This window comes from Bacillus sp. hwrm1 (assembly GCF_040207805.1).
GTDB classification, from domain to species: domain Bacteria; phylum Bacillota; class Bacilli; order Bacillales; family Bacillaceae; genus Bacillus; species Bacillus velezensis.
On the sequence record NZ_CP157943.1, the window covers coordinates 3,313,965 to 3,337,079 of the forward strand.

General features: G+C 46.8%; 26 protein-coding genes. 11 read left to right on the forward strand and 15 right to left on the reverse strand.

Going from position 1 to position 23,115, the window contains the following annotated elements; genetic code table 11:
* The first annotated feature begins 56 nt into the window (after positions 1-56).
* Positions 57-1,196, forward strand: coding sequence for a YibE/F family protein (locus tag ABK447_RS16590; RefSeq protein WP_007408501.1), 1,140 nt, complete (start codon positions 57-59; stop codon positions 1,194-1,196).
* A complete protein-coding gene (locus tag ABK447_RS16595) occupies positions 1,193-1,954 on the forward strand; it encodes a YibE/F family protein (protein WP_007408500.1) in 762 nt (253 codons plus the stop codon). Before ABK447_RS16590 ends, ABK447_RS16595 begins: the two co-directional genes overlap by 4 nt.
* Before the next feature lie 35 nt (positions 1,955-1,989).
* Here ABK447_RS16595 and ABK447_RS16600 read toward each other — a convergent pair whose 3' ends face one another.
* From ABK447_RS16600 to treP, 4 genes are all read right to left on the reverse strand, one after another.
* Positions 1,990-2,655 (reverse strand): NAD(P)H-dependent oxidoreductase, encoded by a 666-nt coding sequence (locus tag ABK447_RS16600; protein ID WP_020955501.1) that lies wholly within the window; start codon positions 2,653-2,655, stop codon positions 1,990-1,992.
* Positions 2,656-2,787: 132 nt separating this feature from the next.
* Entirely contained in the window at positions 2,788-3,504 is a 717-nt protein-coding gene (gene treR / locus ABK447_RS16605) for a trehalose operon repressor (RefSeq protein ID WP_007408499.1), read from the reverse strand.
* A 21-nt stretch (positions 3,505-3,525) separates the two neighbouring features.
* Positions 3,526-5,211 (reverse strand): alpha,alpha-phosphotrehalase, encoded by a 1,686-nt coding sequence (treC, locus tag ABK447_RS16610; protein WP_007408498.1) that lies wholly within the window; start codon positions 5,209-5,211, stop codon positions 3,526-3,528.
* A gap of 75 nt (positions 5,212-5,286) precedes the next feature.
* Positions 5,287-6,702: a PTS system trehalose-specific EIIBC component gene (gene treP, locus ABK447_RS16615; RefSeq protein ID WP_020955500.1), complete on the reverse strand. Its 1,416-nt coding sequence runs from the start codon at positions 6,700-6,702 to the stop codon at positions 5,287-5,289.
* A gap of 270 nt (positions 6,703-6,972) precedes the next feature.
* On the opposite strand from treP, the gene ABK447_RS16620 reads away from it, so the two are divergent.
* The 3 genes from ABK447_RS16620 to ABK447_RS16630 are packed head-to-tail and all read left to right on the forward strand — an operon-like array spanning position 6,973 to position 7,937.
* The gene (locus tag ABK447_RS16620; protein WP_014417185.1) at positions 6,973-7,233 is read left to right on the forward strand and encodes a spore germination protein; all 261 of its coding nucleotides are present in this window, start codon (positions 6,973-6,975) and stop codon (positions 7,231-7,233) included.
* A 14-nt stretch (positions 7,234-7,247) separates the two neighbouring features.
* Complete coding sequence (locus ABK447_RS16625; RefSeq protein ID WP_003155595.1) at positions 7,248-7,490, forward strand: spore germination protein; 243 nt, start codon at positions 7,248-7,250, stop codon at positions 7,488-7,490.
* A gap of 15 nt (positions 7,491-7,505) precedes the next feature.
* Positions 7,506-7,937, forward strand: coding sequence for an Hsp20/alpha crystallin family protein (locus ABK447_RS16630; RefSeq protein ID WP_038457280.1), 432 nt, complete (start codon positions 7,506-7,508; stop codon positions 7,935-7,937).
* Positions 7,938-7,946: 9 nt separating this feature from the next.
* Here ABK447_RS16630 and ABK447_RS16635 read toward each other — a convergent pair whose 3' ends face one another.
* A complete protein-coding gene (locus ABK447_RS16635) occupies positions 7,947-8,324 on the reverse strand; it encodes a DUF1992 domain-containing protein (RefSeq protein ID WP_007610033.1) in 378 nt (125 codons plus the stop codon).
* Between the two features lie 245 nt (positions 8,325-8,569).
* On the opposite strand from ABK447_RS16635, the gene ABK447_RS16640 reads away from it, so the two are divergent.
* A complete protein-coding gene (locus ABK447_RS16640) occupies positions 8,570-10,507 on the forward strand; it encodes an LTA synthase family protein (protein WP_020955498.1) in 1,938 nt (645 codons plus the stop codon).
* 40 nt (positions 10,508-10,547) lie between these two features.
* Here ABK447_RS16640 and ABK447_RS16645 read toward each other — a convergent pair whose 3' ends face one another.
* Both ABK447_RS16645 and nagE read right to left on the reverse strand, forming a co-directional pair.
* Positions 10,548-10,991: a YfmQ family protein gene (locus ABK447_RS16645; RefSeq protein WP_007408492.1), complete on the reverse strand. Its 444-nt coding sequence runs from the start codon at positions 10,989-10,991 to the stop codon at positions 10,548-10,550.
* 126 nt (positions 10,992-11,117) lie between these two features.
* Complete coding sequence (gene nagE, locus ABK447_RS16650) at positions 11,118-12,500, reverse strand: N-acetylglucosamine-specific PTS transporter subunit IIBC (protein ID WP_015239387.1); 1,383 nt, start codon at positions 12,498-12,500, stop codon at positions 11,118-11,120.
* A 164-nt stretch (positions 12,501-12,664) separates the two neighbouring features.
* On the opposite strand from nagE, the gene map reads away from it, so the two are divergent.
* From map to ABK447_RS16670, 4 genes are all read left to right on the forward strand, one after another.
* Entirely contained in the window at positions 12,665-13,414 is a 750-nt protein-coding gene (map, locus tag ABK447_RS16655) for a type I methionyl aminopeptidase (RefSeq protein WP_007408490.1), read from the forward strand.
* Positions 13,415-13,470: 56 nt separating this feature from the next.
* Entirely contained in the window at positions 13,471-13,782 is a 312-nt protein-coding gene (locus tag ABK447_RS16660) for a DUF3243 domain-containing protein (protein ID WP_003155607.1), read from the forward strand.
* Positions 13,783-13,864: 82 nt separating this feature from the next.
* Positions 13,865-14,020: a hypothetical protein gene (locus tag ABK447_RS16665; protein ID WP_007610027.1), complete on the forward strand. Its 156-nt coding sequence runs from the start codon at positions 13,865-13,867 to the stop codon at positions 14,018-14,020.
* 179 nt (positions 14,021-14,199) lie between these two features.
* Positions 14,200-14,334, forward strand: a complete 135-nt coding sequence (locus ABK447_RS16670) for a YflJ family protein (protein WP_003155609.1) — start codon at positions 14,200-14,202, stop codon at positions 14,332-14,334.
* A 39-nt stretch (positions 14,335-14,373) separates the two neighbouring features.
* Here the strand turns inward: ABK447_RS16670 and ABK447_RS16675 are convergent, their stop codons facing one another.
* Entirely contained in the window at positions 14,374-15,033 is a 660-nt protein-coding gene (locus tag ABK447_RS16675) for an MOSC domain-containing protein (protein WP_015239385.1), read from the reverse strand.
* Between the two features lie 67 nt (positions 15,034-15,100).
* Here ABK447_RS16675 and ABK447_RS16680 point away from each other — a divergent pair, with 67 nt between their 5' ends.
* Complete coding sequence (locus ABK447_RS16680; protein WP_025284412.1) at positions 15,101-15,373, forward strand: acylphosphatase; 273 nt, start codon at positions 15,101-15,103, stop codon at positions 15,371-15,373.
* Here ABK447_RS16680 and nosA read toward each other — a convergent pair.
* The 7 genes from nosA to ABK447_RS16715 all read right to left on the reverse strand — a co-directional run bounded on the left by nosA (position 15,367) and on the right by ABK447_RS16715 (position 23,070).
* Positions 15,367-16,458, reverse strand: coding sequence for a nitric oxide synthase (gene nosA, locus ABK447_RS16685; protein ID WP_094031581.1), 1,092 nt, complete (start codon positions 16,456-16,458; stop codon positions 15,367-15,369). The two genes, ABK447_RS16680 and nosA, sit on opposite strands and share 7 nt — an antisense overlap.
* Before the next feature lie 123 nt (positions 16,459-16,581).
* On the reverse strand, positions 16,582-17,376 hold the full coding sequence (locus tag ABK447_RS16690; RefSeq protein WP_072588895.1) for an MBL fold metallo-hydrolase: 795 nt from the start codon (positions 17,374-17,376) through the stop codon (positions 16,582-16,584).
* A 51-nt stretch (positions 17,377-17,427) separates the two neighbouring features.
* Positions 17,428-18,726: a citrate:proton symporter gene (locus tag ABK447_RS16695; RefSeq protein WP_007408485.1), complete on the reverse strand. Its 1,299-nt coding sequence runs from the start codon at positions 18,724-18,726 to the stop codon at positions 17,428-17,430.
* A 192-nt stretch (positions 18,727-18,918) separates the two neighbouring features.
* Positions 18,919-19,881: a tripartite tricarboxylate transporter substrate binding protein gene (locus ABK447_RS16700; RefSeq protein ID WP_076425491.1), complete on the reverse strand. Its 963-nt coding sequence runs from the start codon at positions 19,879-19,881 to the stop codon at positions 18,919-18,921.
* A gap of 12 nt (positions 19,882-19,893) precedes the next feature.
* A complete protein-coding gene (locus tag ABK447_RS16705; RefSeq protein ID WP_012117060.1) occupies positions 19,894-20,574 on the reverse strand; it encodes a response regulator in 681 nt (226 codons plus the stop codon).
* Positions 20,571-22,175 (reverse strand): sensor histidine kinase, encoded by a 1,605-nt coding sequence (locus tag ABK447_RS16710; protein WP_032867810.1) that lies wholly within the window; start codon positions 22,173-22,175, stop codon positions 20,571-20,573. Before ABK447_RS16710 ends, ABK447_RS16705 begins: the two co-directional genes overlap by 4 nt.
* A 241-nt stretch (positions 22,176-22,416) precedes the next feature.
* Positions 22,417-23,070, reverse strand: coding sequence for a class A sortase (locus ABK447_RS16715; RefSeq protein WP_038457258.1), 654 nt, complete (start codon positions 23,068-23,070; stop codon positions 22,417-22,419).
* Positions 23,071-23,115 lie beyond the last annotated feature (45 nt).

Genomic DNA, 23,115 nt, shown 5'->3' on the forward strand with positions numbered 1-23,115 from the left:
ACACTTCACGGCAGGGCCTCTCTTTCATACGGCGCCGCCTGTTTGGAGGACTTTTTTTGAAGATAACAGGACACAAACGAAACCGCATGTCTTACAAGAAAAAGCTGTTTTACGTGATAACAGCGCTCTGTTTTATCAGCTCGCTCATTTTTGTCACTCACAATGCTTCTTTTTATGAGCGGCCGATTGCCAAAGTGACGAAAACAACATTGGAACATCAGTCTGACGTACAGGACATGCATAAAAACAAAGATAAGATTTTCAATCAGACGATCACTGCCAGACTTGAAAACGGCAGTCAGAAAGGACAGCTCATTCATTTGTCCAATCAGTATTCATCATCCGGAGCGAATGATCAGAAATATTCGATTGGCGATGAAGTATTCGTTTCTATTGATAAAGGGAAACCATCAAACAAGGATATATCGGGAAGCATTATAGATAAAAAACGGGATAAACAGCTTTTGCTGATCGCTTGGGTTTTCATCTTCACCTTGCTTATCGTCGGCAAAAAACAAGGCTTCTTTTCGATCGTCAGCCTGATGTTTAACGCCGTTTTACTGTCGTTTGCATTAGATTTGTACAGGAAGCATCCTAATATAGGGTTAATTTTCATCTGCGGTATCTGTATTCTCATCTTTACTGTCATCTCATTGCTGCTTGTCAGCGGTTTTCACGCGAAAACATACGCAGCCATTGCCGCGACGCTCGCAGGCACTTTCGTTTCCCTGCTGATTACGTATCTGGTAATGCTGGCAACCGGTGAGAAAGGTCTCAGATATGAGGAAATGCAGTATTTAACCCGCCCTTATCACACGGTGTTTATGGCCGGGGTATTTATCGGATCACTGGGAGCGGTCATGGATGTAGCCATTACCATGACGTCATCTGTCTTCGGATTATATGAAGAAAACAAGGGAATCTCATTACAAGCTCTCAGACGTTCCGGGATGGAGATCGGAAAAGACATCATGGGGGCGATGACCAACATTCTGTTTTTTGCTTATATAAGCGGCTCTATTCCGATGATGCTTTTGTATTTGAAAAATGATTCCCCGATAGGATTCACTCTTTCTATGAACATTTCCTTGGAAATAGCCAGAGCATTGGCCGGAGGGATCGGAATCGTATTAGCCATACCCGCCAGTCTGTATGCTTCTATCTTTTTTATTAAACGAAAGAAGGCAAGCTCATGAATGTCATCGTAATTCTCGCGGCGATTTTATTTCTATTGATGGTCATCATCGGCGGAAAAAAAGGAGCGAGGTCTTTTATTGCGTTATTCTTAAATTTCGGTGTTCTCTTTCTCACCATCATTTTCATGACAGACCCGCATATCAATCCGATTGTTTTAACATTGCTCTCTTCCGCCGTGATTTGCAGCATTACTCTTTTTTATATAAATGGAGGAAACGTCAAAACCGTAACCGCCTTTATTTCTGCAATGCTGACGATTGTACTGCTGCTGTTTTTTATTATGTCTGTAACAAAACATACTTCAATTCAAGGATTCGGTGAAGAAGAATTGGGTGATATCGGCATATTCACACTGTTTGTCGGGGTGGATTTTGTGAAGGTTACCGCAGCCATGATCATCATGGGCACGATAGGGGCGATTACCGATGTCGCGATTTCCATTACTTCACCCATGCGGGAAATTTACAGTCATAATCCGTCCATGAGCAGAAAAGATCTGTACACATTCGGATTAAGCATCGGGAGAGATATTTTAGGAACGAATACGAATACGTTATTCTTTGCTTTTTTCGGCAGCTATTTGGCTTTAATTATCTGGTTTAAAGACTTATCATACTCAGCTGAAAAAATAGTGAACTCAAAAGTATTCAGTGCGGAAGCCGTCACCATTCTTTGTGCCGGAATCGGGATCGGCATCATCATTCCCGTTACGTCCTGGATCACCGCCTGTTTTTTAGCAAAACCAAATAAACGTTAAAAGCTGCCGGGACACGCCCGGCAGCCTTTTTTATCTTATACCCACTTTACAACGTCTTTTGAGGCAGATCTTGTTTTCGGGCGCGGTTCTCTGACACGGTAGCCGAATGCGGCCATAACAGAGATGTCGAAACTTCCGTTTTCCAGAAGCCCTTCTTCTTCAAGAATCCGGTGAATTTCTTTGTAGTTGAAGCCTTCTACAGGGCAGGAGTCGATTCCGATCTGCGCAGCGGCTGTCATCATATTGCCGAGAGCGATGTATGTCTGTTTGGATGCCCAGTCAAACAGCGCGCGATCTGATTCAATCAGATTGAAATCATTTTTCTGGAAATCTTCCGTTTTGCTGATATAGCCTTCATACATATCTTCCGGCATTTTTTTGACTTCCCGCAAGTGGTTTTTGACATAGTCGGCGTCAAAACGGATATCCTTTGCCGTCCGGGCAAGCAGAAGTACGAAATGGCTTGCGGTCGGCAGCTGCTTTTGCGCGCCCCATGTGAACTCGCGGAGTTTTTCACGAAGCTCCGGATTTTGAACGACGACAAATTTCCAAGGCTCCAAACCGAGTGAGCTTGGGGATAATCTTCCCGTTTCTAAAATGAATTCAAAATCGCTTTCTGAAATTTTTTTCTCAGGATCAAATTCCTTTGTGGCGTGTCTGAATTGATACGCTTCGATGATCTGCTGTTTTTTATCTGACATTCATGATCTCTCCTTTTCAATCGTTATGTACTATTGTAGCCATTATTTTTGAAAGTACCAGTACGCACATTTTTGTTGGATAGTATTCATTTTGATACTGACAAAAAAACGGGCTGCCGCGGCAGTCCGTTTTTATTTTTCTCTTCTCGCAAAGTCGACGAAACGGAATTTATCGAGCCTGTGCCGGCTTTCCGTGTACTGAAAGAGGCTGGTATCCTCCAAAAAGACGCGGTTTTTCACGACCGCCATATGGCTGAACCCGCCTAGATCCAAATACTTCCGGTCCTCCTCCCCCGCCGGCTCCACGACAATTTCCTTTTGCGCGTAGCTGATGGAGAGGCCAAGTTCTCCTTCGAGATACTCATAGATCGAATCTTCACAAATCGCCTTCGTCAATAGAGGCACATGTTTTTTCACAAAGTAATCCTTGTCCAAAATAATATGTTCTCCGTCAATCCGTCTTGATCTGACGACTTCCCACACCTTTTCATCCGCTTCTGTACCAAGCTCTTTTGCGGCTTCTGAGGGAGGCAGGATCAGCCCGAGACGGTGAACCGTCGTTCTCGTCTCTTTTCCGAGCGTTTCCGAAAGCTCTTTGAAGCTGATCAGGCCTGAGACGGGAAAACGCATTTTTTCTCTGTCTAATATGACGGAGCCTTTGCCTTTGATTTTCTGGATGTAGCCGTTTTGCGCCAGCATATTGAGCGCTTTGCGGACGGTTTCTCGTGATGTGCCGTATTGATCGCACAAATCATTTTCAGACGGAAGAACGTCTTCAGCCTGCCGCTGGCCGCTTTCGATCTGCCGCACCATATCTTTATAGATTGTGATGTATTTATTCACTTTCATTTGACCACCCAGATTAGTGTATCACGCTTTTGTCAGATGATAAACGATCGATTCATACGGACGGAGCGTCAATCGTTCCGGCCGCCCTTCCCTCGGTTCATCATTCGTCAGCAGCACCGTAAACCGCCAGCCGTCCGTGTCTTTAAACGGAACCGTAAAGTCCGCTTCTTTCCCGTAGAAGTTGTTGATGCACAGCAGTTTTTCATCCTTGCCGTGTCTGACGTACGCCAGAACCGCCGGATCGTCTTCAGCAAGCAGCTCAAACGTTCCTTCAGTCACGATGTCATATTCCTTTCTGAGCATGATGAGCTTCTGATAATGGTAGAAAATTGAATCCGGGTCCCGCAAAGCCGCTTCCGCGTTAACGTCCCGATAATCATCCGCCGCCGGAATCCAAGGCGTGCCCGTCGTGAAACCGCCGTGCGGCCCGCTGTTCCACTGAATGGGGGTTCTTGCATTGTCTCTTGATTTCTCTTTTAAAATGGCGATAATGTCTTTTTCGGGCACGCCTTCTTCCTTCATCTTTTTGTAAATATTCAATGATTCGACATCGCGGTATGAGCCGATGTCATCGAATTTCGGATTGCCCATGCCGATCTCTTCACCTTGATAAATGTAAGGCGTGCCCTGCATCATATGAATGGCCGCCGCCAGCATTTTGGCTGATTTCGTCCGGTATACGCCGTCGTCTCCGTATCTGGATACGGCCCGCGGCTGGTCATGGTTGCACCAGAATAATGCGTTCCAGCCTCCGCCTTTTTGCATCTCCGTCTGCCAAAACGCTAAAATCCGTTTCAGCTTCAGAAAATCAAACGGAGCGAGCGCCCATTTTTCACCATTCGGATAATCCACTTTTAAATGGTGAAAGTTAAAAGTCATATCGAGTTCTTTATTCTCAGGGTTTGTGTACCGGATGCAGTGGTCAGCCGTTGTCGAGGACATTTCACCGACCGTCATGCTGTCATATTTCGAAAACACTTCCCGGTTCATCTCATGGAGAAATTCGTGCACGCGCGGCCCGTCCGTATAATAAGGGCGCCCGTCACGCCCATCCTCGGCATCAGGAAACGATTGGTCTTTAGAAATGAGGTTGATCACATCCAGCCGGAAACCGTCGATTCCTTTTCGGAACCAAAAATGCATCATGTCGTAAACCTCTTTTCTCATCTCTTCATTTTCCCAGTTCAAATCGGCCTGCGACACATCAAATAAATGCAGATAGTGCTGGCCTGACGCCGGGTCGAGCTCCCAAGCGGAACCGCCGAATTTTGATTCCCAGTTGTTCGGCGCCCGGCCGTCTTCCTTTCCGTCTTTCCAAATGTAAAAATCCCGATACGGACTGTCGGGTGACGAGACCGCTTCTTTGAACCACCGATGCTCGACTGATGTATGGTTGACGACAAGATCCATAACGACCTTGATTCCTCTTTTGTGCGCTTCATCGAGAAGGCGTTCAAAATCCTCCATCGTTCCGTACTCTTCATAAACGGTGCAGTAATCGCGAATGTCATAACCGTTGTCATTCTGCGGCGAATCGTAAATCGGCGTAAGCCAAATGACATCAATCAAAAGCTTCTGCAAATAATCAAGCTTCTCGATAATACCGTTCAGATCACCGATCCCGTTTCCCGTCGTATCATTAAAGCTCTTCGGATAAATTTGATATACCGCTGCCTTTTTCCACCATGGTGTGCTGTCTGTTTTCATTTTTCTTCACCGCCTGTAATGTTTTGAATTGAAAGGGAAAAGGGACAGCCTGATAGAAGGCGCCCCGCAGGTTTTCTATTTTTGCCGTTTCAGCCGCGCATACCCGTATGTTCCCGCAAACGGGAGAATCAGCACGATCAGCATTCCGATCGCAAACGGACCCCAGTACCGGCTCATAATGGAGAAGATCCCCGGCACGCCGCCGACTCCGACCGAGCTTGCGAGAACGCCTTTGACGGAGATGAACATCCCCGCGATTCCCGAACTGATCATGGCAATCACAAACGGAAATTTGTAACGAAGATTCACGCCGAAAATCGCCGGCTCGGTAATGCCCAAATATGCGGAAATGCCGGCCGTCAGTGAAAGCCCCCGCTGTTTTTTATCTTTTGTAATCAGCATCATGGCCAAAGCCGCCGATCCTTGAGCGATATTTGACAATGCGAGCATCGGCCATAAAAATGTGCCGCCGAGCTTTGATCCGATTAATTGAAGATCGACCGCGAGAAACGTATGGTGCATCCCCGTGATCACAAGCGCCGAATACAGCCCTCCGTACAGCAGGCCTCCGATGGCGGAGAATTGTCCGAAAACGGCAATCAATCCCGCCGTCAGCGCGTTACCGATCGCAAAGGTAATCGGACCGATGATGACAAAGGATAGAAAACCGATGACCAAAAGCGTCACCGGCGCGACGACCAACAGCTGAATGCCCTCCGGCGTCCGTTTCGTCAAAAAGAGCTCAAGCCTGGCAAGTAAATAAGACGCCAGCAGAATCGGGAGCACCTGACCTTGATACCCGACTTTCTGCACCTCAAGGCCGAACAGGTTCCACACCGGAATATCGCCGCTCTGCTCGGCAGCCCCGTAGCCCCATGCGTTTAACAGATCAGGATGCACCAGCATCAGCCCGAGCACGATGCCCAAAAGCGGGCTTCCTCCGAACCGCTTCACTGCCGACCAGCCGATTAAAGCCGGCAGAAAAGCGAAAGCCGTCCCCGCGATCAGATTAATCATATTGGCGAGATCCGCCCATTGCGGATACACTTGGACAATCGATTTCGTGCTGTAGAAAATGCCTTCCGCCGTTAAGATATTGTTCAGACCCATTAACAGCCCGGCCGTGACGATCGCCGGCAAGATCGGAATAAAGATGTCCGCAAGCGTTTTCACAGCACGCTGTAAAGGATTCATTTTTTGCGCCGCCGCCTTCTTCACGTCATCCTTGGACGCTTCACCCATCCCCGTTTCCTTCACTAATTCCGCATATACTTTGTTGACCGTCCCCTGCCCGATCACGACTTGAAACTGCCCGTTTACCGCAAAAGATCCTTTGACAATGTCTATTGCATCAAGCATTTTTTGGTTTACCTTGGTTTCATCTATTAATGCAAACCGCAAACGCGTCACACAATGAGTCGCCGCCTCAATATTTTCAATTCCGCCGACAGCTTCAGCGATCTGCCGCGCAGCCCGGTTAAACTCACCCATGCCAACCCCTCCGTAACCGTTTTCATTTTGTCTCGCAAACTTGTATATACATGTTTATGACTCTATTGTAATGATGTATATACATGTCGTCAATCTATTTTTATAGCGCTTTCATCACAAATATACTGCGAAAGACCCTGAAACAAAAAAAGCCCCGCCGGAACCGGGCCTTGACTTCTTGTTTGGTCGGGAACATGTCCGGGCGAAATTCACAACAGGAGCACAAAAAGCATACAGTACTGTACAACTAAGTTAAAGAGGTGTGAAGAGATGCCATCCACTGTTATCAACCTGTACTATTTGAAGATTAACAGTATTTCTGGCAACGGATCTATTACGATTGGGGAAGCGGCATACAACAGTCCCACCACAAATAACAAATCACAAGGACTGAACTCTTCATTCGGCGATACGTCACCTATAGAATCGATGATGGAGAACTTGTTAAATGATCCTGATGTCAACGACCAGACAGAAATCGGAACCGCAGATACCGCAAATGTTATGCCGGTACCGCCGACTATAGATTAAAGGGGTTTTTATGAATGCCTTACCAAATTAACGTCGTCAATATAAAAGTAAACGGAGCAACGCAAAACGGAAACGTCGATATCGGTCAGACCGTACAAAACAGCCACACCGCCAACAGCAAATTTGTCGGCGCGAACTTTTCTTTAGGGGATTTTTCGCCGGCCGCCGGATGTTTGAATTCGGGCCATCTTGACCCTGACGTGAGCGATCAGGATCAGATCGCCAACCCGTCAATGCCGATCGCAAATCAAATATAGGGAGGTTCTGCCGAAGTGGATATCGAAAAAATGAGAAAGTGGCTTGAGATTACGAACGAGCACAAGCCCAGCGACTTTTGGACTAATGTCCTGAAACGGAAATCTCCCGAAGATTTTTTCTCCTTACAAAAAAACACCCTGACTTATGATATTTATCAGGATGAACAGTACACATTTGTCATTGTGGAAATGCCCGGCGTTTACGAAGAAGAATTGACATTGAGGCTGCTGTCAAGGACACGGCTGCATATAAAAGGCAACATCACACCCCTTTTCCCAAAGAACATGGGAGTTTGCCAGAACCGATATTACGGGGAAATCGATGAGACGATTGAGCTTCCTGAACCGGCTGAGCCCCACCTGTTACAGGCGCAGTGCGTAAACGGCCTGCTCCACATTTCCTGCCCGCGCCTTATGGAGCACATTCCTTTTCAGAAAAACATATAAGGAGCCGGCTTACGGGCGGCCCAGCCGTCTGTACACTTTCTCCTTATAATGAGAAGATGCGGGTTTTGAGAACATGGCTTTCTCCTCCGTCAGTTTGTCGAGTCTGACTTGTTTTTCCGTCCGTTTGTTCCGCAGGTGATCCCGCTCCTGTTCATTGCGGCACTTGGCGATCAAATAATCGAGCGTCATCAGCTCTTTCTTCAGCGCGCCCTCATCCTCGGCGATCCCGGCGTTTTTTAATATGCGGTAGCCCATTCTGAGCGACTCCGGAAGATGTGCGGCATCGTCTTTCGGCAGGGGCTTTCCCATTCCTTTGATGCCGGCGAACTCTCCATCCTTAATGGCGCGCTTGATTTTATCTTCAGCCACGATATGGGCAATATCCATCACTGTTCACCTCTTTTTTCAATAGAACCGGGTATGATCATACGGAAACACAAATCCCAGTTTGTGCCATTTATATGTTTTAAAGCTGTCATTCAACAGATCAACCGCCGTTGCGACAGCGTTTTTCGCCCTTTTTCCGATGAGCCTTTTCCACCTTTTCTATTTGCTGGTTTCATGGTATATTGATTACGTTCGTTTTTTCTATCGTTCCGTGTAAACCGTGATCGGAAAAAAGGAGTGTAACAATGAAAACATTTATAAAAGAAAGAGGACTTGCCTTCTTCTTGATAGCGGTCGTGTTATTGTGGGTGAAAACATATGTCGCTTATATTTTAAACTTTAACCTCGGCATAGACAACACGATCCAGAAAATATTGCTTTTTGTGAATCCGCTGAGCTCCAGCTTGTTCTTTCTTGGATTTGGGCTTCTTTTCAAGAAAAAATTACAGCAGACAGCCATTATTGTGATTCATTTTTTATTGTCTTTTTTGCTTTTTGCAAACATCGTCTATTATAGATTCTTTAATGATTTCATTACCATCCCGGTCATGATGCAGGCAAAGACAAACGGCGGCCAGCTCGGAGACAGCGCGTTCTCGTTAATGAGATGGACAGACGCCTTCTACTTCCTGGATACCGTCATTTTGATTATTTTGGCCCTTAAGATGAAAAAACCGGCTGAAAAACCGGCGAAGAAATCATTCAGAATCGTTTTGGCTTCCGCCGTGCTTATGTTCCTGATCAACCTCGCCGTCGCGGAATCCGACCGTCCTGAGCTTTTGACACGCTCATTTGACCGAAACTATCTGGTGAAATACTTGGGCACGTACAACTTTACGATTTACGATGCCGTGCAGAATGTGAAATCAAACAGCCAGCGCGCGCTTGCCGATTCAAGCGATGTAACGGATGTGGAAAACTATATGAAGGCCAACTATGACGTGCCGAATAACGTCTACTTCGGAAAAGCCGAAGGAAAAAACGTCATCTACGTCTCATTAGAGTCTCTGCAATCCTTTATCATTGACTATAAAATTAACGGCAAGGAAGTGACGCCGTTTTTAAATAAGCTGGCGCACGATAATCAAACATTCTACTTTGATAACTTTTTCCACCAAACGGGACAAGGTAAAACATCTGATGCGGAATTTATGATGGAGAACTCTCTGTACCCGCTTTCGCAAGGTTCGGTTTTCGTCAATAAAGCGCAAAACACGCTGCAGTCCGTTCCTGCGATCTTAAAAGGCAAAAAGTACACGTCTGCCGCTTTCCACGGAAATACGCAGACTTTCTGGAACCGTAACGAAATGTACAAAGCGGAAGGCATCGATAAGTTTTTCGATTCCGCTTATTATGACATGAGCGAAGAAAACACGAAAAACTACGGCATGAAAGATAAACCGTATTTCAAAGAATCCATGCCGCTCTTAAAGAGCCTGCCGCAGCCGTTCTATACGAAGTTCATTACGCTGTCCAACCACTTCCCGTTCGGAATGGATAAAGAAGACACGGACTTCCCTGCGGGAGACTTTGGCGATTCAGTCGTTAATAATTACTTCCAGTCCGCGAACTATCTGGATGAATCAATTGAACAGTTCTTTCATGACCTGAAAAAAGACGGCCTGTACGATAAGTCGATTATCGTGATGTACGGAGACCACTACGGCATCTCCGAAAACCATAATAAAGCGATGGCGAAAGTGCTCGGCAAAGATGAGATCACTGAATACGACAATGCCCAGCTTCAGCGGGTGCCGCTCTTTATCCACGCTCCCGGCGTGAAAGGCGGCCGCAATCATAAATTTGCCGGTGAAGTCGATGTCGCGCCGACCGTTCTTCATCTGCTCGGCGTCGATACGAAAGATTATCTCATGTCAGGTTCAGATATCTTATCGAAAGAGCACAGAGAAGTCATTCCGTTCCGTAACGGAGACTTCATCTCACCGAACTATACGAAAGTGTCCGGCAAGTATTACGATACGAAAACCGGAAGACTTTTAGATGATTCAGAAGTCGACAAAAAAGAAGACTCTCTCGTCAAGACTGAGCTTGAAATGTCTGATAAGATCATCAACGGCGATCTGCTTCGTTTCTATCAGCCGAAAGGCTTTAAGAAAGTGGATCCTTCACAATTCGATTATACGAAGCGTGAAGATTCCTCAGCAGATGATCAAAAAGAATAAACAAAAGCCAGATCATATCAATGATCTGGCTTTTTTATGTTCAGCTCCCGGCGGCGGCCATAGAGCGCTTTTGCAGGCTGTCGGAAAGAACTGAATAAGCGACGACTTTCTTTTTCTGCTGTTTGACGACATCTACATGATCTTCGTAGCTGTATACAAACACCGTCACATCTTTTTTCCCTTTTCTCGTCTTAATGACAAGCGGATCGGCTCCGTTTTGCGGATGAAGATAACGCTCTTCATCCCCTGGGTATATATAATGCCGTTCGATAAACACGGCTTCGTTAAAATCATCAATCACCCGGCGTTTGTCTTCGCCTTCCAGACGTTTTCCGCCGAGGGAAACGGCAGCGGACGCGTCACTGAGCTTTGAATGGGTTTCAAACTTGCGGAGGATCCATTCCACCGCTCCGGTAGGAAGGCATGTCAGCACAATCTTAATCAGGCTTATGACAACAATTGAAACAACTGCAATCCATGTCACCTTACATCATCTCCATACTTGTTCTACATGAATCTTAACATAGAAGAAAACGTTGTTTTTTGTACATTATGTGAAACTTGATATATGTTCAAAAAAAATCCGGATCACATAGGTGATCCGGATTTTTCAAGTCTGCTTCTGGTCGTCACGGCGGACGGCTTCTCTCAGCTCTTCCGCGACAAATTCGACGTTCGGCCCGATAATGACCTGCGCCGTTTTATTCCCCGTTTTGATAACCCCTTTTGCTCCCGCTTTTTTAAGCGCCGCCTCATTAATGAGAGACGTATCCTGCACGGTCAGCCTGAGGCGGGTCGCACAGTGATCAATCGTTTCGAGGTTTTGCCTGCCGCCGAGCCCCTTGAGCATGGCATGTTCTTCGACGGAACCGGCCGTATCTTCACTAAGCACTTCTTCCTCTTCCTCATCATCTTCCCGTCCCGGCGTTTTCAAGTTTAACGTTTTGATGAGCATATAGAAGACGACAAAATAGATCACTGCATAACAAAGCCCGACAACGAGCAGCAAAAGCGGTTTTTCGGCAATGCCGTAGCTGAGGAGATAATCGATCGCCCCCGCCGAGAATGAAAAACCTGACCTGATTCCGAGAACATTCACGATAAATAAAGAGAACCCGGTTAATATAGCATGAACCCCGTACAAAAGCGGTGATAAAAACATAAATGCAAATTCAATCGGCTCTGTAATTCCGGTAATAAATGCCGTCAGCGCGAGACCGATCATCATTCCGGCCGTCGCTTTGCGCTTGCTTGGCTTAGCCGCGGCAATCATTGCCAGACATGCGGCAGGAAGCCCGAACATCATAATCGGGAAGAATCCCGTCATATAAGTTCCCGCCGTCGGATCCTTCGCAAAGAAGCGGGCCAGATCTCCCGTTTTTCCGTGAAAATCGCCAAACTGGAACCAAAAAATATTATTCAGCACATGATGAAGGCCGAATGGAATCAAAAGCCGGTTAAAAATCCCGTAAATCCCGGCGCCGATTCCGCCAAGCCCGATCATCCATTCCCCGAAAGACGTAATCACCGACTGAATCGGCGGCCACACAAATCCGAAGATCCCCGCCAAAATAATGGTAATCAGCGCCGTTACAATCGGAACGAGCCTGCGCCCGCTGAAAAACCCGAGATATTCGGGCAGCTTCGTATCTTTAAAGCGATTATACGTGTATCCCGCAATTAACCCCGCGATAATCCCTCCGAAAACGGCCATATTATTTGTCGAATTGATTGATTTTACAGCCGCGTCCAGCATGATATAAGAAATTGCTCCCGACAGAGCGGCGGCCCCGTTGCTGTCTTTGGAAATCCCGATCGCGATTCCGATCGCGAAAATCAGCGGCAGATGATCAAATACCGCGGTCCCCGCCGCGTAAATGAACGGAATATTTAATAAGTCCTCTCTGCCGATGGCCAAAATAATACCAACGGCGGGCAGAACGGCAATCGGAAGCATAAATGATTTTCCGAGTTTTTGCAAAAATTGAAGCATTTTACCCATCCCCCTTCTTTTTTCTTAAATATACCACATAAGTTATCTAGTGATCTATACCAATTTTCCTTCATTTATTCACATAAGGCTTGTTGGTTTTCTATTTATAAACCAGTTGTGGTAAGCTTGAATCAGATGATTAAAAATAGAAAGCGGGAATGACAATGATTGTAACGAACGATCAAGAATTAGAAGGCCTTAAAAAAATCGGCAGAATCGTCGCGCTGGCGCGTGAAGAAATGAAGAAAAAAGCCGAGCCCGGCATGAGCACGAAAGATCTTGACCTGATCGGAAAGGCGGTGCTTGACGAGCACGGAGCCGCTTCCGCTCCGGAGAAGGAATACGATTTCCCGGGCGTGACATGCATCAGCGTAAATGACGAAGTCGCTCACGGCATTCCGAGCGCCTCTAAAATCTTAAAAGCCGGAGATCTTGTAAATATCGATATTTCGGCGGAGTTCGGCGGTTTTTATTCCGATACGGGAATTTCATTTGTACTCGGAGAAGGCGATGAACGTCTGCAAAAGCTTTGTAATTGCGCAGCATCCGCATTTCAGAAAGGATTGGATCAGGCAAAAGCCGGCAAACGCCAAAACCAGATCGGCAGAGCCGTCTATCATGAAGCCCGCTCCAATGGATTTACCGTTATTAAAACGCTGACGGGCCACGGAATCGGCAGAAACCTCCATGAAGCGCCGAACCACATCATGAATTACTATGATCCGTTTGATAACGCGCTGTTTAAAAACGGAACCGTGATCGCGCTTGAGCCGTTTATTTCCACGAAAGCGGAAACGATTGTTGAAGCGGGAGACGGCTGGACGTTTAAAACGCCGGATAAAAGCCTTGTCGCCCAAGTGGAACACACCATCGTGATCACAAAAGACAAACCGATTATTTTAACTGCATTGTAATGTTTCATCTCCCTTCCAAACAGGTATACAACAACTAACCCGAAGGAGGGAGACGCATGAAAAAAGATAAAGAAAAAATCAAAATCGAAAACGAAATACACGCCATGCACGGCGTAACGAAACAGCAGATTTTAGAGGATTTCGAGGAATTTAAGGCGTACCTTCATCAGAAAATTTCCGCCGGAAAAAAACTGGGCCTGGATGACAGCAAAATCATCAAAAGCGCCGCCATCCTCGGGGACTATCTCGCCAAACACGAGGAGCCCCGCAATGCGGAAGAAAAACTCTTACAAGAACTGTGGGACATTGCGGATGACAATGAAAAACAGCATTTGGCCCAGCTTCTCGTCAAACTTGCCGGACACTGATACAGTGCCCGGCTTTTTTATGCTCCGTTATAAGAGTTGTGCTACACTGGACATATGTCTGTGAAAGGAGCCATTTTTCAACATGTGGTTTATTATCTTTGGGTTTATTTTCTTTATTGAAAGCATCATTCTCACCGTTTACGGAGTGAAGAAAAAGAAGGGGATGCTGGTTTATTTCGGCGTCGTTTTCGGAATCATGACACTCGGAACGGTGCTGTTAAAATTAACCGGCCATTAGGCATGAAAAGACCGCCCTTTACATATATATGTAAGAAAGCTTTACATCTCTGAATCGAAAGTCTCAGTTTTTGCGTTATCCCTTTTCAGCGTCTTTTTATAGATGTTACAATGCCAAAAGTTTGGCAAAAACTGAAGAAACTCTCCTCAACGGGAGAACGGAGAAAGGAGTTTTCTGACATGCATTATGGCAGTAAAGGCTGGTATGTAGAAGAGTTAAAGAAAAAAGGAATTACCCACTATGAAGGAAGAAAGCTTCAAAGCTTCAAAAAGTACTTCCTTGCCAATCTGCTGGAAACAAAAAAACAAGCATAACGTAAATCAGCCGTGCTGTCAGTGCAGCACGGCTTTTTTCTATACATTAGTGAGCCTGTCTCTTTTTTTAAGGAAGGACTCCCTCCAGCTTTCTGACAGCGCTTCTTCCCGCAGTATTTCTTCAATCGCTGACAGATTGCCGGAATCACGATATTTCACTTCATTCGCATACCAGACGGAAATGCTTTCTTTTCCTCTCGACAGACGCTTGAGGACGGGACGCGGATCGACATATCCTTCTTCAAGCACCCTGAAATAAAAGCCGGTAAATCCCGTCTGCTGTACACGGAGCACCATATCTTTGATGCCATATTTGAGCGCGAGTTTGACGCAGGGCTGGCGCGGCTGGCTTACTTGAACGACGGCTTCCCCCAGCTGAAAGACGTCTCCGATCCACACGTCTTGTTCGGCAAGTCCTTTGACCGTTACATTCTCCCCGAACGCGGCGGCGGGAAGTTTTCTCGCGAGCGTTGTTTCCCAATATGAATAATGCTCGGCGGGATACACGCACACCGCTTTATCGGGGCCTCCGTGATGCTTCAAGTCGGCTTGCCCGTCCCCGTCAAAATGGGTTTTATACAGCATGACGGGAGAATCTGCGGGCCGCTTTATGATGCCGGAATTGATTTGTCTGCCGGCAAATTCATGAATTGCGGGCTTTCCGAGATTGATAGATAAGACAGAATAGTCTTGCGTCACCTCGTTCACATCCTTTGCGAAATCTCATATCTTTCCTTTATCATAGTAAGAAAAAGGTGGTTTTTCCATGCTTCAATATCATATGATTGCAGACGGCCGGGTTCAGGGCGTAGGTTTTCGCTACTTCGTCCAGATGGAAGCCGACAGACATAAGGTAGCCGGCTGGGTAAAAAACCGTGATGACGGCCGGGTGGAAATCCTTGCCGAAGGTCCTGAAGAGTCGTTAAAACAATTTGCCGAAGCAGTCAGAAAAGGCAGCCCCTTCTCAAATGTCACCGGCATAACCATCGAAGAATCACACCGTCTGAAAGGGTACCGCACTTTTACCATCAGTTACTGATAAGGCTTGTCCTGATAATAATAATTCGGCTTCACAATCGTATTGTCATATGATTTATGGAAAATGTGGGTGGAAGCCGGCGAGATCGGCGGAATCAGCCAGGTCCAGTCGCCCGTCAGCTTTCTGCCCGCGTCTTGTTCCTGTTCTTCAAAGCGTTTAAATTGATTCGCCGCCGTATGGTGATCGACAATGCTGACACCGTGTTTTTTGTATGAATAGAGCACTGCCTTATTCAGTTCCACCAGCACCTGATCCTTCCACAGGTCGGTATTCAGGCTGGCGGAAATCCCCATGACCGCAGCGGCTTTTTTGAGCATATCATACCGTTTTTCGTCAGCAAGGTTCCTTGCGCCGATTTCGGTTCCCATATACCATCCGTTAAAAGGCGCCGCGTTGTACGACAGCCCGCCGATTTCAAGCCTCATATCGGCGATAATCGGAACCCCGTACCATCTGAGATTTAAATCGGCAAACTCTTCAATATCCGGATGGGTGATCGGCACTTCTTTCACGAGCGTCTGAGGCAGGTCATACCAGACCGGCTTCCCGTCCCCTTTCATCCGGAAAAGCAGCGGCAGAATATCAAAATCGGTCCGCTTCCCGCGCCAGCCGAGTTTTTCGCAGACAGCCGTCAGCTCATATGATGCCGGATCACCGACTCTTCCTTTTTCAGTCTCATATCCCGCATAGCGGATGAGCTGGTGATTCCAGATTTCCACTTGCTTCTCCCCATTCTTCTCAGGGGGGAAAATCGTAATCGTCGGTTTAATTTTTCCGCCGTTCGTGGCGATTTCAATATGTTCAAATAATGCGTCGCGCACCTCTTCTTTCGTTTTCACACCGCGCCGGTCAATGACGTTCAGCGATTGCCAGAACAGACGCCCGATACAGCGGTTGCTGTTGCGCCACGCCATTTTCGCCCCGTGTTCAAGCTCTTCCGCCGTATGGACGTAACTTCCCGTCCGATCTATCTCATCTTTTATCGCGTGCAGACGCGCGTTGATTTCCGATTCCATTCCGAGTTCCTGATAGCAGACATCAATAAAACCCTTCGCCTCATCCCAAAGTATTTCCGTATGTTTCAAAAAACTCTCTCCTTCAATTTACATCTGTTTCCCATTGTATCGTTTTTAAGAGTGAACACAATGGTTTTTTTGTATCATACTGGAAACTGCAAAGAAAAAACACCTGTGATGTTCGCAGGTGTTTTACAAAACGGAATGCAGTTTTTCAGCCAGTGTAAGCAAATCCTCACGGTAGTTTTTTCCCGTCATCGGAATTCCGTGACCCGTCAAAAGCGCTTCCGGCTCCAGTTCGGCCAGTTTCTGAACGGATGCGGCCGCCGTCTGCGTATCCGCTGTAAAATAAGCGGGCGGCCCGTGAAGCTCTTGCTTTTGAATGACAACGTCCGCAAGCGATTCCTGTTCAACAGTGATCACGGCATCACCGGCAAGCAGAACGCGGTCTTTATCCCGGAATAATGAAATATGGCCGGGTGTGTGGCCGGGCGTATGCACCCATTTCCATTCTTCAAGAAACGGAACGGTACCGTCTGAAGGCAGTGCCTGAACGGACGGAATGCGGATCGTATGGCGCGGAAACAGCGGTGACAGCTTTGCGACAAGCCCTTTTTTCGCATCGGGCCTGGCAGGCGGATAATCCGCTTTCCCCGTGACGTACGGGAGCTCCTTTTCATGAATGTAAACCGGCACATCCCAAAGTTCAAGCAGCTCTTCAATCGCACCGACATGATCAAAATGACCGTGTGTCAAAATGACCGCCTTCAGCTGATACCCCTCTTTGAATCGGCGTTTCATTTCTTCTGTTATCATCTCCGCCGATTGAGGCATTCCCGCGTCAACCAGAATGATTTCCTGCGGAGCTGAGGGATTTTCGATAAAGTAAACATTCGCAATCTGCACGGTCAGTCCGTAAACGCCGTCCGCCGCTTTAAAACCGGCCCCGCTTCTCACTGAAAAAAGCGGCATAAACGGATCACTCATCATGACACCTCCTCTGATGCCTTTAGTGTGCGACGAACCGGGTGTTTTATGTTAAAAAATCGTGATTGCGCCGATGATGAGCGCAAAAGCTGTCATGACGATAACGGCAAGAACCGCCCATTTCATCGCAAACTTCTGGTGTTCATCAATGGTGACCCCGGCAAGCCCGACTAATAAATGCGTCGACGGCACGAGCGGGCTTAACATATGAATCGGCTGGCCGATGATCGAAGCGCGGGCGATTTCCACCTTATCTACACCGTACGCCACGGCGGTCTCGGATAAAATGGGCAGCACGCCGTAAAAATAGGCGTCATTGGGCATCAGAAACGTAAAGATACCGCTCGTTAAGGCAACAATCGCCGGAATAAATCCCCCCATCTGTTCCGGAATAAGCGATACGAGGGAAATGGCCATCTCATCAACCATCTTCGTCCCCGTTAAAATTCCGGTAAACACGCCTGCGGCAAAAATCATCGAACCGATCGCAAGCACATTGCTCGAATGGGCTGAAATACGCTCCCTTTGATCGTTAAGCTTCGGATAGTTGACAATCAGCGCGATACAAAACGCAATGATGAACAGCACAGTTAAATTCACTTTTCCTGACACTAAAAATCCCACTAAAGAAAGCGTTAACAGTAAATTGAACCACCACAGTTTCGGCCGCCTCCATTCATCTTCCGCAGCCGCAGCCGTTTCATTTGTATGGGACGGCTGCTTTAATTCGATCACCCCGAGCCGTTTCCTTTCCATCCTTCCGAGTACATAAGCGACCACAATCATACATACCATGCCGCTGGCAATGACAGGCAGCATCGGCCCCGTCAGCTCTGCCGGGTCAACGCCGAGCGCACTCGCCGCACGCGGCGTCGCGCCGCCCCATGGTATCGTGTTCATGATACCCATGCCGACACCGGCGATTCCCGCTAAAATAATCGGACGGATTCCGAGCATGATATACAAAGGCAGCATTGCGCTTGTCGTAATCATATACGTCGTCGAGCCGTCTCCGTCCAGTGCGACAAGCATGGTTAAAACGGCTGTTCCGACTACAATTTTGAGCGGGTCGCCTTTAACCAGCTTTAAAATACGCGACACCATCGGATCAAATAAACCGGTATCAATCATAATGCCGAAATAAAGAATCGCAAACATAATCATGACTGCAATCGGCGCCACCTGTTCAATCCCGGAAATCATCATCTCGCCGACCCGGTTAAAAGAAAACCCGGCAAACAGCGCAAACACGATCGGCGTTAATACGAGCGCCGTTAACACTGAAAGCCGTTTTGTCATAATCAGTACCATAAAAACAAGCATCATAAGAAAGCCTAAGATTGCTAACACAGTATGTCCCCCTTATCATGAATACGCTTACATTTTAAAGGCCCGATCCCCTTTATCCGCCTTTTTGCTATCTTATGAGAATTGGATATTGAAGTAAATATTTTGGATTTTAAAGATTTTTAATTTTTTATAACCTTTTCGTTCATTTTGTTCATTTATAAATAAAAAGCCTCCCGCAAATATGCGGAAGGCTTATTTTTCGCTGCTCATCATCTCTTTATAAAACTCGGTCTGCTCTTCTAAAAAGCGTTTTGCGCCGCTGCTGTTTTTATAAAAGCTCTCCCAATCCCGTTTTTTCAACATTTGCTTCCACTCCGCGGATGAGGTAATCTGTTTCAAAGCCTGATCCCAATAGGCGATCTCGCCTTCGGTCATGTCTTTCGGCCCCATGATGCCTCTCCAGTGCGCAAAGACAAACGGCACCCCCTGCTCTTTCCATGTCGGCACATCGCTGAAGCCGGAGAGCCTTTTGTCCGACGTAACGGCCGCCAATGTGATTTTCCCTTTCCGATAGGCGTCTCTCGCTTCTGAAATGGTCATTGAAGCGGCGTCTATCTCGTGGCTGATAAGAGCTTCAATGACTTCATTGCTGCTCCCGTATTGAAAAAAGCGGATATCAAACGGAGAAATTTCGGCCATTTCCGCCGCTCTCGCAAAGGAGAGCTGGTCATCATTTCCGAGGCCGGGCGCAAATCCGATTTTTATGCCGCCCGGATGTGCTTTAATATCGCCGAGCAGCTGCTTTCCGCTTTTTATCTTTGAATCCTTCGGAAGAGCGACGGTCTGCCACTCTTTTGCGATAATGGCCAAAGGCGTAAAATCAGCTGCCTTCAGCCGGCTTTGTCCCAAAATTTCATTGCTTAACAGCAGGCTTGAATTCATACTGATGACATCCGTTTTTCGTTCGTTTACATATTTCCAGCCGCTGTCTCCGCCTCCGCCGGGTTTATAGACGATCTTTACGGGCCGGCCTAATATTTGCTTCCGCTCTATTACCGATTGCAAAGCTTTTGCCGTTACGTCCCAGCCCCCTTGAGGCGCTGCCGGGACGACAATTTCAACCGGCCCTTCGGCTGAACGGATGCCCGCCATCTGCCGTCCGTCAAAAGAAACCAGCGCCGCCAGCATGACAAGAAGCACTCCCAACCGCTTCATTTCTCCCATCCCTTATTCATGTGCTAAATAATATTTCCGTTCCGGCCTGCCGATAATGCCGTACTCTAATTCAGCGAGCGCTTCTTCCTGAGAAACGAGAAACTCGGCGTAGCGCCGCGCCGTTGTTCTGGAGGCGCCCATTTTTTCGCCCAGTTCTTCGGCCGTCATCCCTTTTTGGGCTTCCCTGAGCGCGTTTTTGATTTTTTGAAGTGTAATCGAATTAATCCCGGTCGGCAGATCATTGAGCTGTTTTTGTTCTTTCTGACCGCTTCCGAAAAACATGTCGATAACGGACTGGCTCAGCTCCGGCTGTGAGTGCAGCCATTCTCTTTTTTCCCGGTACTGCAAAAGCACTTCTGTAAATTTATGTGCCGACACCGGCTTTATAACATAGTGGGAAACGCCTGACCTGAGCGCTTCCTGCAGCAGTCTTGTTTCGGCAGAAGCCGTAATAATGATGATATCAACGGAAGGAAAACGGCCGCGGATAAGCGGGAGCAGATCTGTTCCCAGCTCATCCGGCATATAAATATCCAAAAGCAGCAGATCAGGCTGCCGTTTCTCAAGCAGCGATATGGTGTCTTTGGCATTGATTGCTTTACCGATGACATTGAATCCATCAAGATGTTCGATAAATTTTTCGTGAATTTGCGCTATTCGAAAGTCGTCCTCTGCAATCGCGATGTTAATCACACCGATTCCCCCTTTGGCGTTTCTTTCGGTATAAACACCGTAAATACGGCACCGCCGCTCTTTTGCTGCGAAATCTCTATCGATCCCTGCAATTCACTGACGGCTTCTTTCAGATTGGCTAAGCCGTATCCTCTCCTCGTCCCCTTTGAAGAGTAGCCCTTTTCAAATATGGTTTTTGTTTTTTCCTGAGGCACGCCGTCTCCTGAGTCCGCCACTTCGATGACGATATCCCTGCCGATATCGGTCATAAAAAAGGCGACCTCTTTTTTCTCTTTTTCGGCGACGGCTTCGAAAGCGTTATCAATAAGATTTCCGATGATCGTAATGAGCTGGGATGAACCCACATGCTCCGGCAGCGATTCTAAAAAGCTGTTTTCATCTATTGAAAGCTTCACTTTCTTCTCAGAAGCCTTTCCCATTTTTCCTAATAGTATGGCCTGAACCCGCTGTGAATGAATGTTTTGAAAGAGGATTTCATGCTGTTCATTCTGGATGGCGTACTCTTCTTTTATCAGTTCAATGGCTTCATTATATTCTCCCAGCTCTAACAGACCGAGGATCGCGTAAAGCTTATTCGAGAATTCATGCGTTTGCGCCCGAAGATCCTCTGAGTATTTTTTCATTTCAGTCAGCTTGTTAATCAGTTTCTTGAGCTCTGTTTTCTCCCGGAAGCTGATCACCGCTCCGTATACTTGTCCGGTCTGCTTCATTTCTTTCACGTTTAAGATAAATACTTTATTTCCGGCACGCACCTCCACGTTCGGCGGTAATTCTCCCCCTGCCAACACCGGCATGAGATTTGCGCCCGGCATGATTTCTTTTATATGCCTTCCGATCATCGGTTCCGGAAGATTCAGCATATCAGCCGCAGATAAATTCATCATGGTTACCGCGCCTTCTTTGTTTACGGCGATAATCCCTTCTTTAATCGCAAGGAGCATCGCATTGCGCTCCCTGTACAGCGCTGCAATTTCATGCGGTTCAAGGCCGAGTGTATCTTTACGGATGCTTTTTGCGAGCGCCGCCGCTCCCCCGATGCCGATAAGAAACACCAAACATGCAAAATAGCCTAAATGCCGCAGATGCGCTTTCATATCTTTTTCTATCTCATCTTGTAAAAACTCGACTGTCACCGTTCCGACGACTTCGTTATGATTTTTTTCCTCCAAAATAACCGGGGCGCTCCCCCGGACAGCCTTCATTCCGTCGGAAACCGGTGACCCGCCGAACATGATGGTTTTATTTTGCAGATTTTGATTTTCTTTCGGAATACTGCTTCGGGCCGAATGAAATGCAACATGCCCTTTTTGATCAGTGATGTAGACGGCGTGCGCGCCTGCCTGTTCTTTCATTTGTTCAATGACATCTAACTTTGTAAAAGCCTCTTGATCCGCAAGCCGGAACGCCTCTTTTACAGGAGGCATGTATGAAATGGTTTTTGCCGTTTGCACCGCCAGCTGTTCAGCCTGCTTCTGCCCTTCCTTTAATTGCTGAAAGGCAAATATAACCGTGAGCGTTCCGATGACAAGTATTAATAAAGCCGTAATTAATCCGGCGATTTTCATTTGCAGAGAGACATAAAACCGCTTCGCTTCCAACACAGCACCAGCCGTCCTTTCCTCCTAAAATCATACCATTTTTTAAATCTTCATTTCTCATTTTTGAGAATTTTCGTGATCTTTTTCTCTTGTCATTTCTTTCAAAAAGTGCAGTCTGGTATAATTTCCCTCAAGAGAGATAAGAAGGATGAACTTTTTATAATCGCTGCGCAAAAAAAGACTGACAGAAGCCAGTCTCGGGATGTTTAACAGCGGACGTATATTCAGTTGAAAAAGTGTTTCTCTATGATGGCCGAGATACATTTGAATGACCGGAAATATCAATCAATTTTCCTTTGACGGCCAGGCGTCCTTCGGTTCTTACCGCTTTGTCGCATGTGATTAATGTAATCTCTTTATCTTTTGTCTCCTGAATTGCGTTTGCTTCTATTTCTGAAATCATGGTTTTTGATGTTACAGAATAAATATAGTCTTTTCTAAAGTCGGTCATCACGATTTGCGCGCCTTTTTTTATGTGTAAAAGAGGGCCGAACAATAGGTTCTCCTGCTTCAGATGGTGGCCTGCCAACGGGTAGTTTCCCTCGCCCATTTTCTGATCCGGACGCATAGTTGCCGCGCCGATCAGCAGGTTTTCATTGGTTGTGCCTTTTAAAATCGGAAGGTCTAAATCGATGCTGCTGATGGTTATCCGTCCGATTATCGGTTTTGGTTTGCGATTAAAACTTGACTGAACTGTTTCCCTGAAACCGGGCGGATGAATGGATTCAAAATCATAGTCCGCTTTTTTCATGTTATTTTTCCGCGCTTGTTCTGCGGTTAATTCCGATTCAATTTGGCTTTTACTGAGGTACGCGATCAAACAGCCTTTCATGAGAGGTGAGAAAATGAGAAGCAGCCCGGACAAAATAAGAACGGCAATGATCATCTTTTTAACCATGAAGAAAATTCCTTTCTTGTACGTCATGCGGTGAGTATTTGGTGA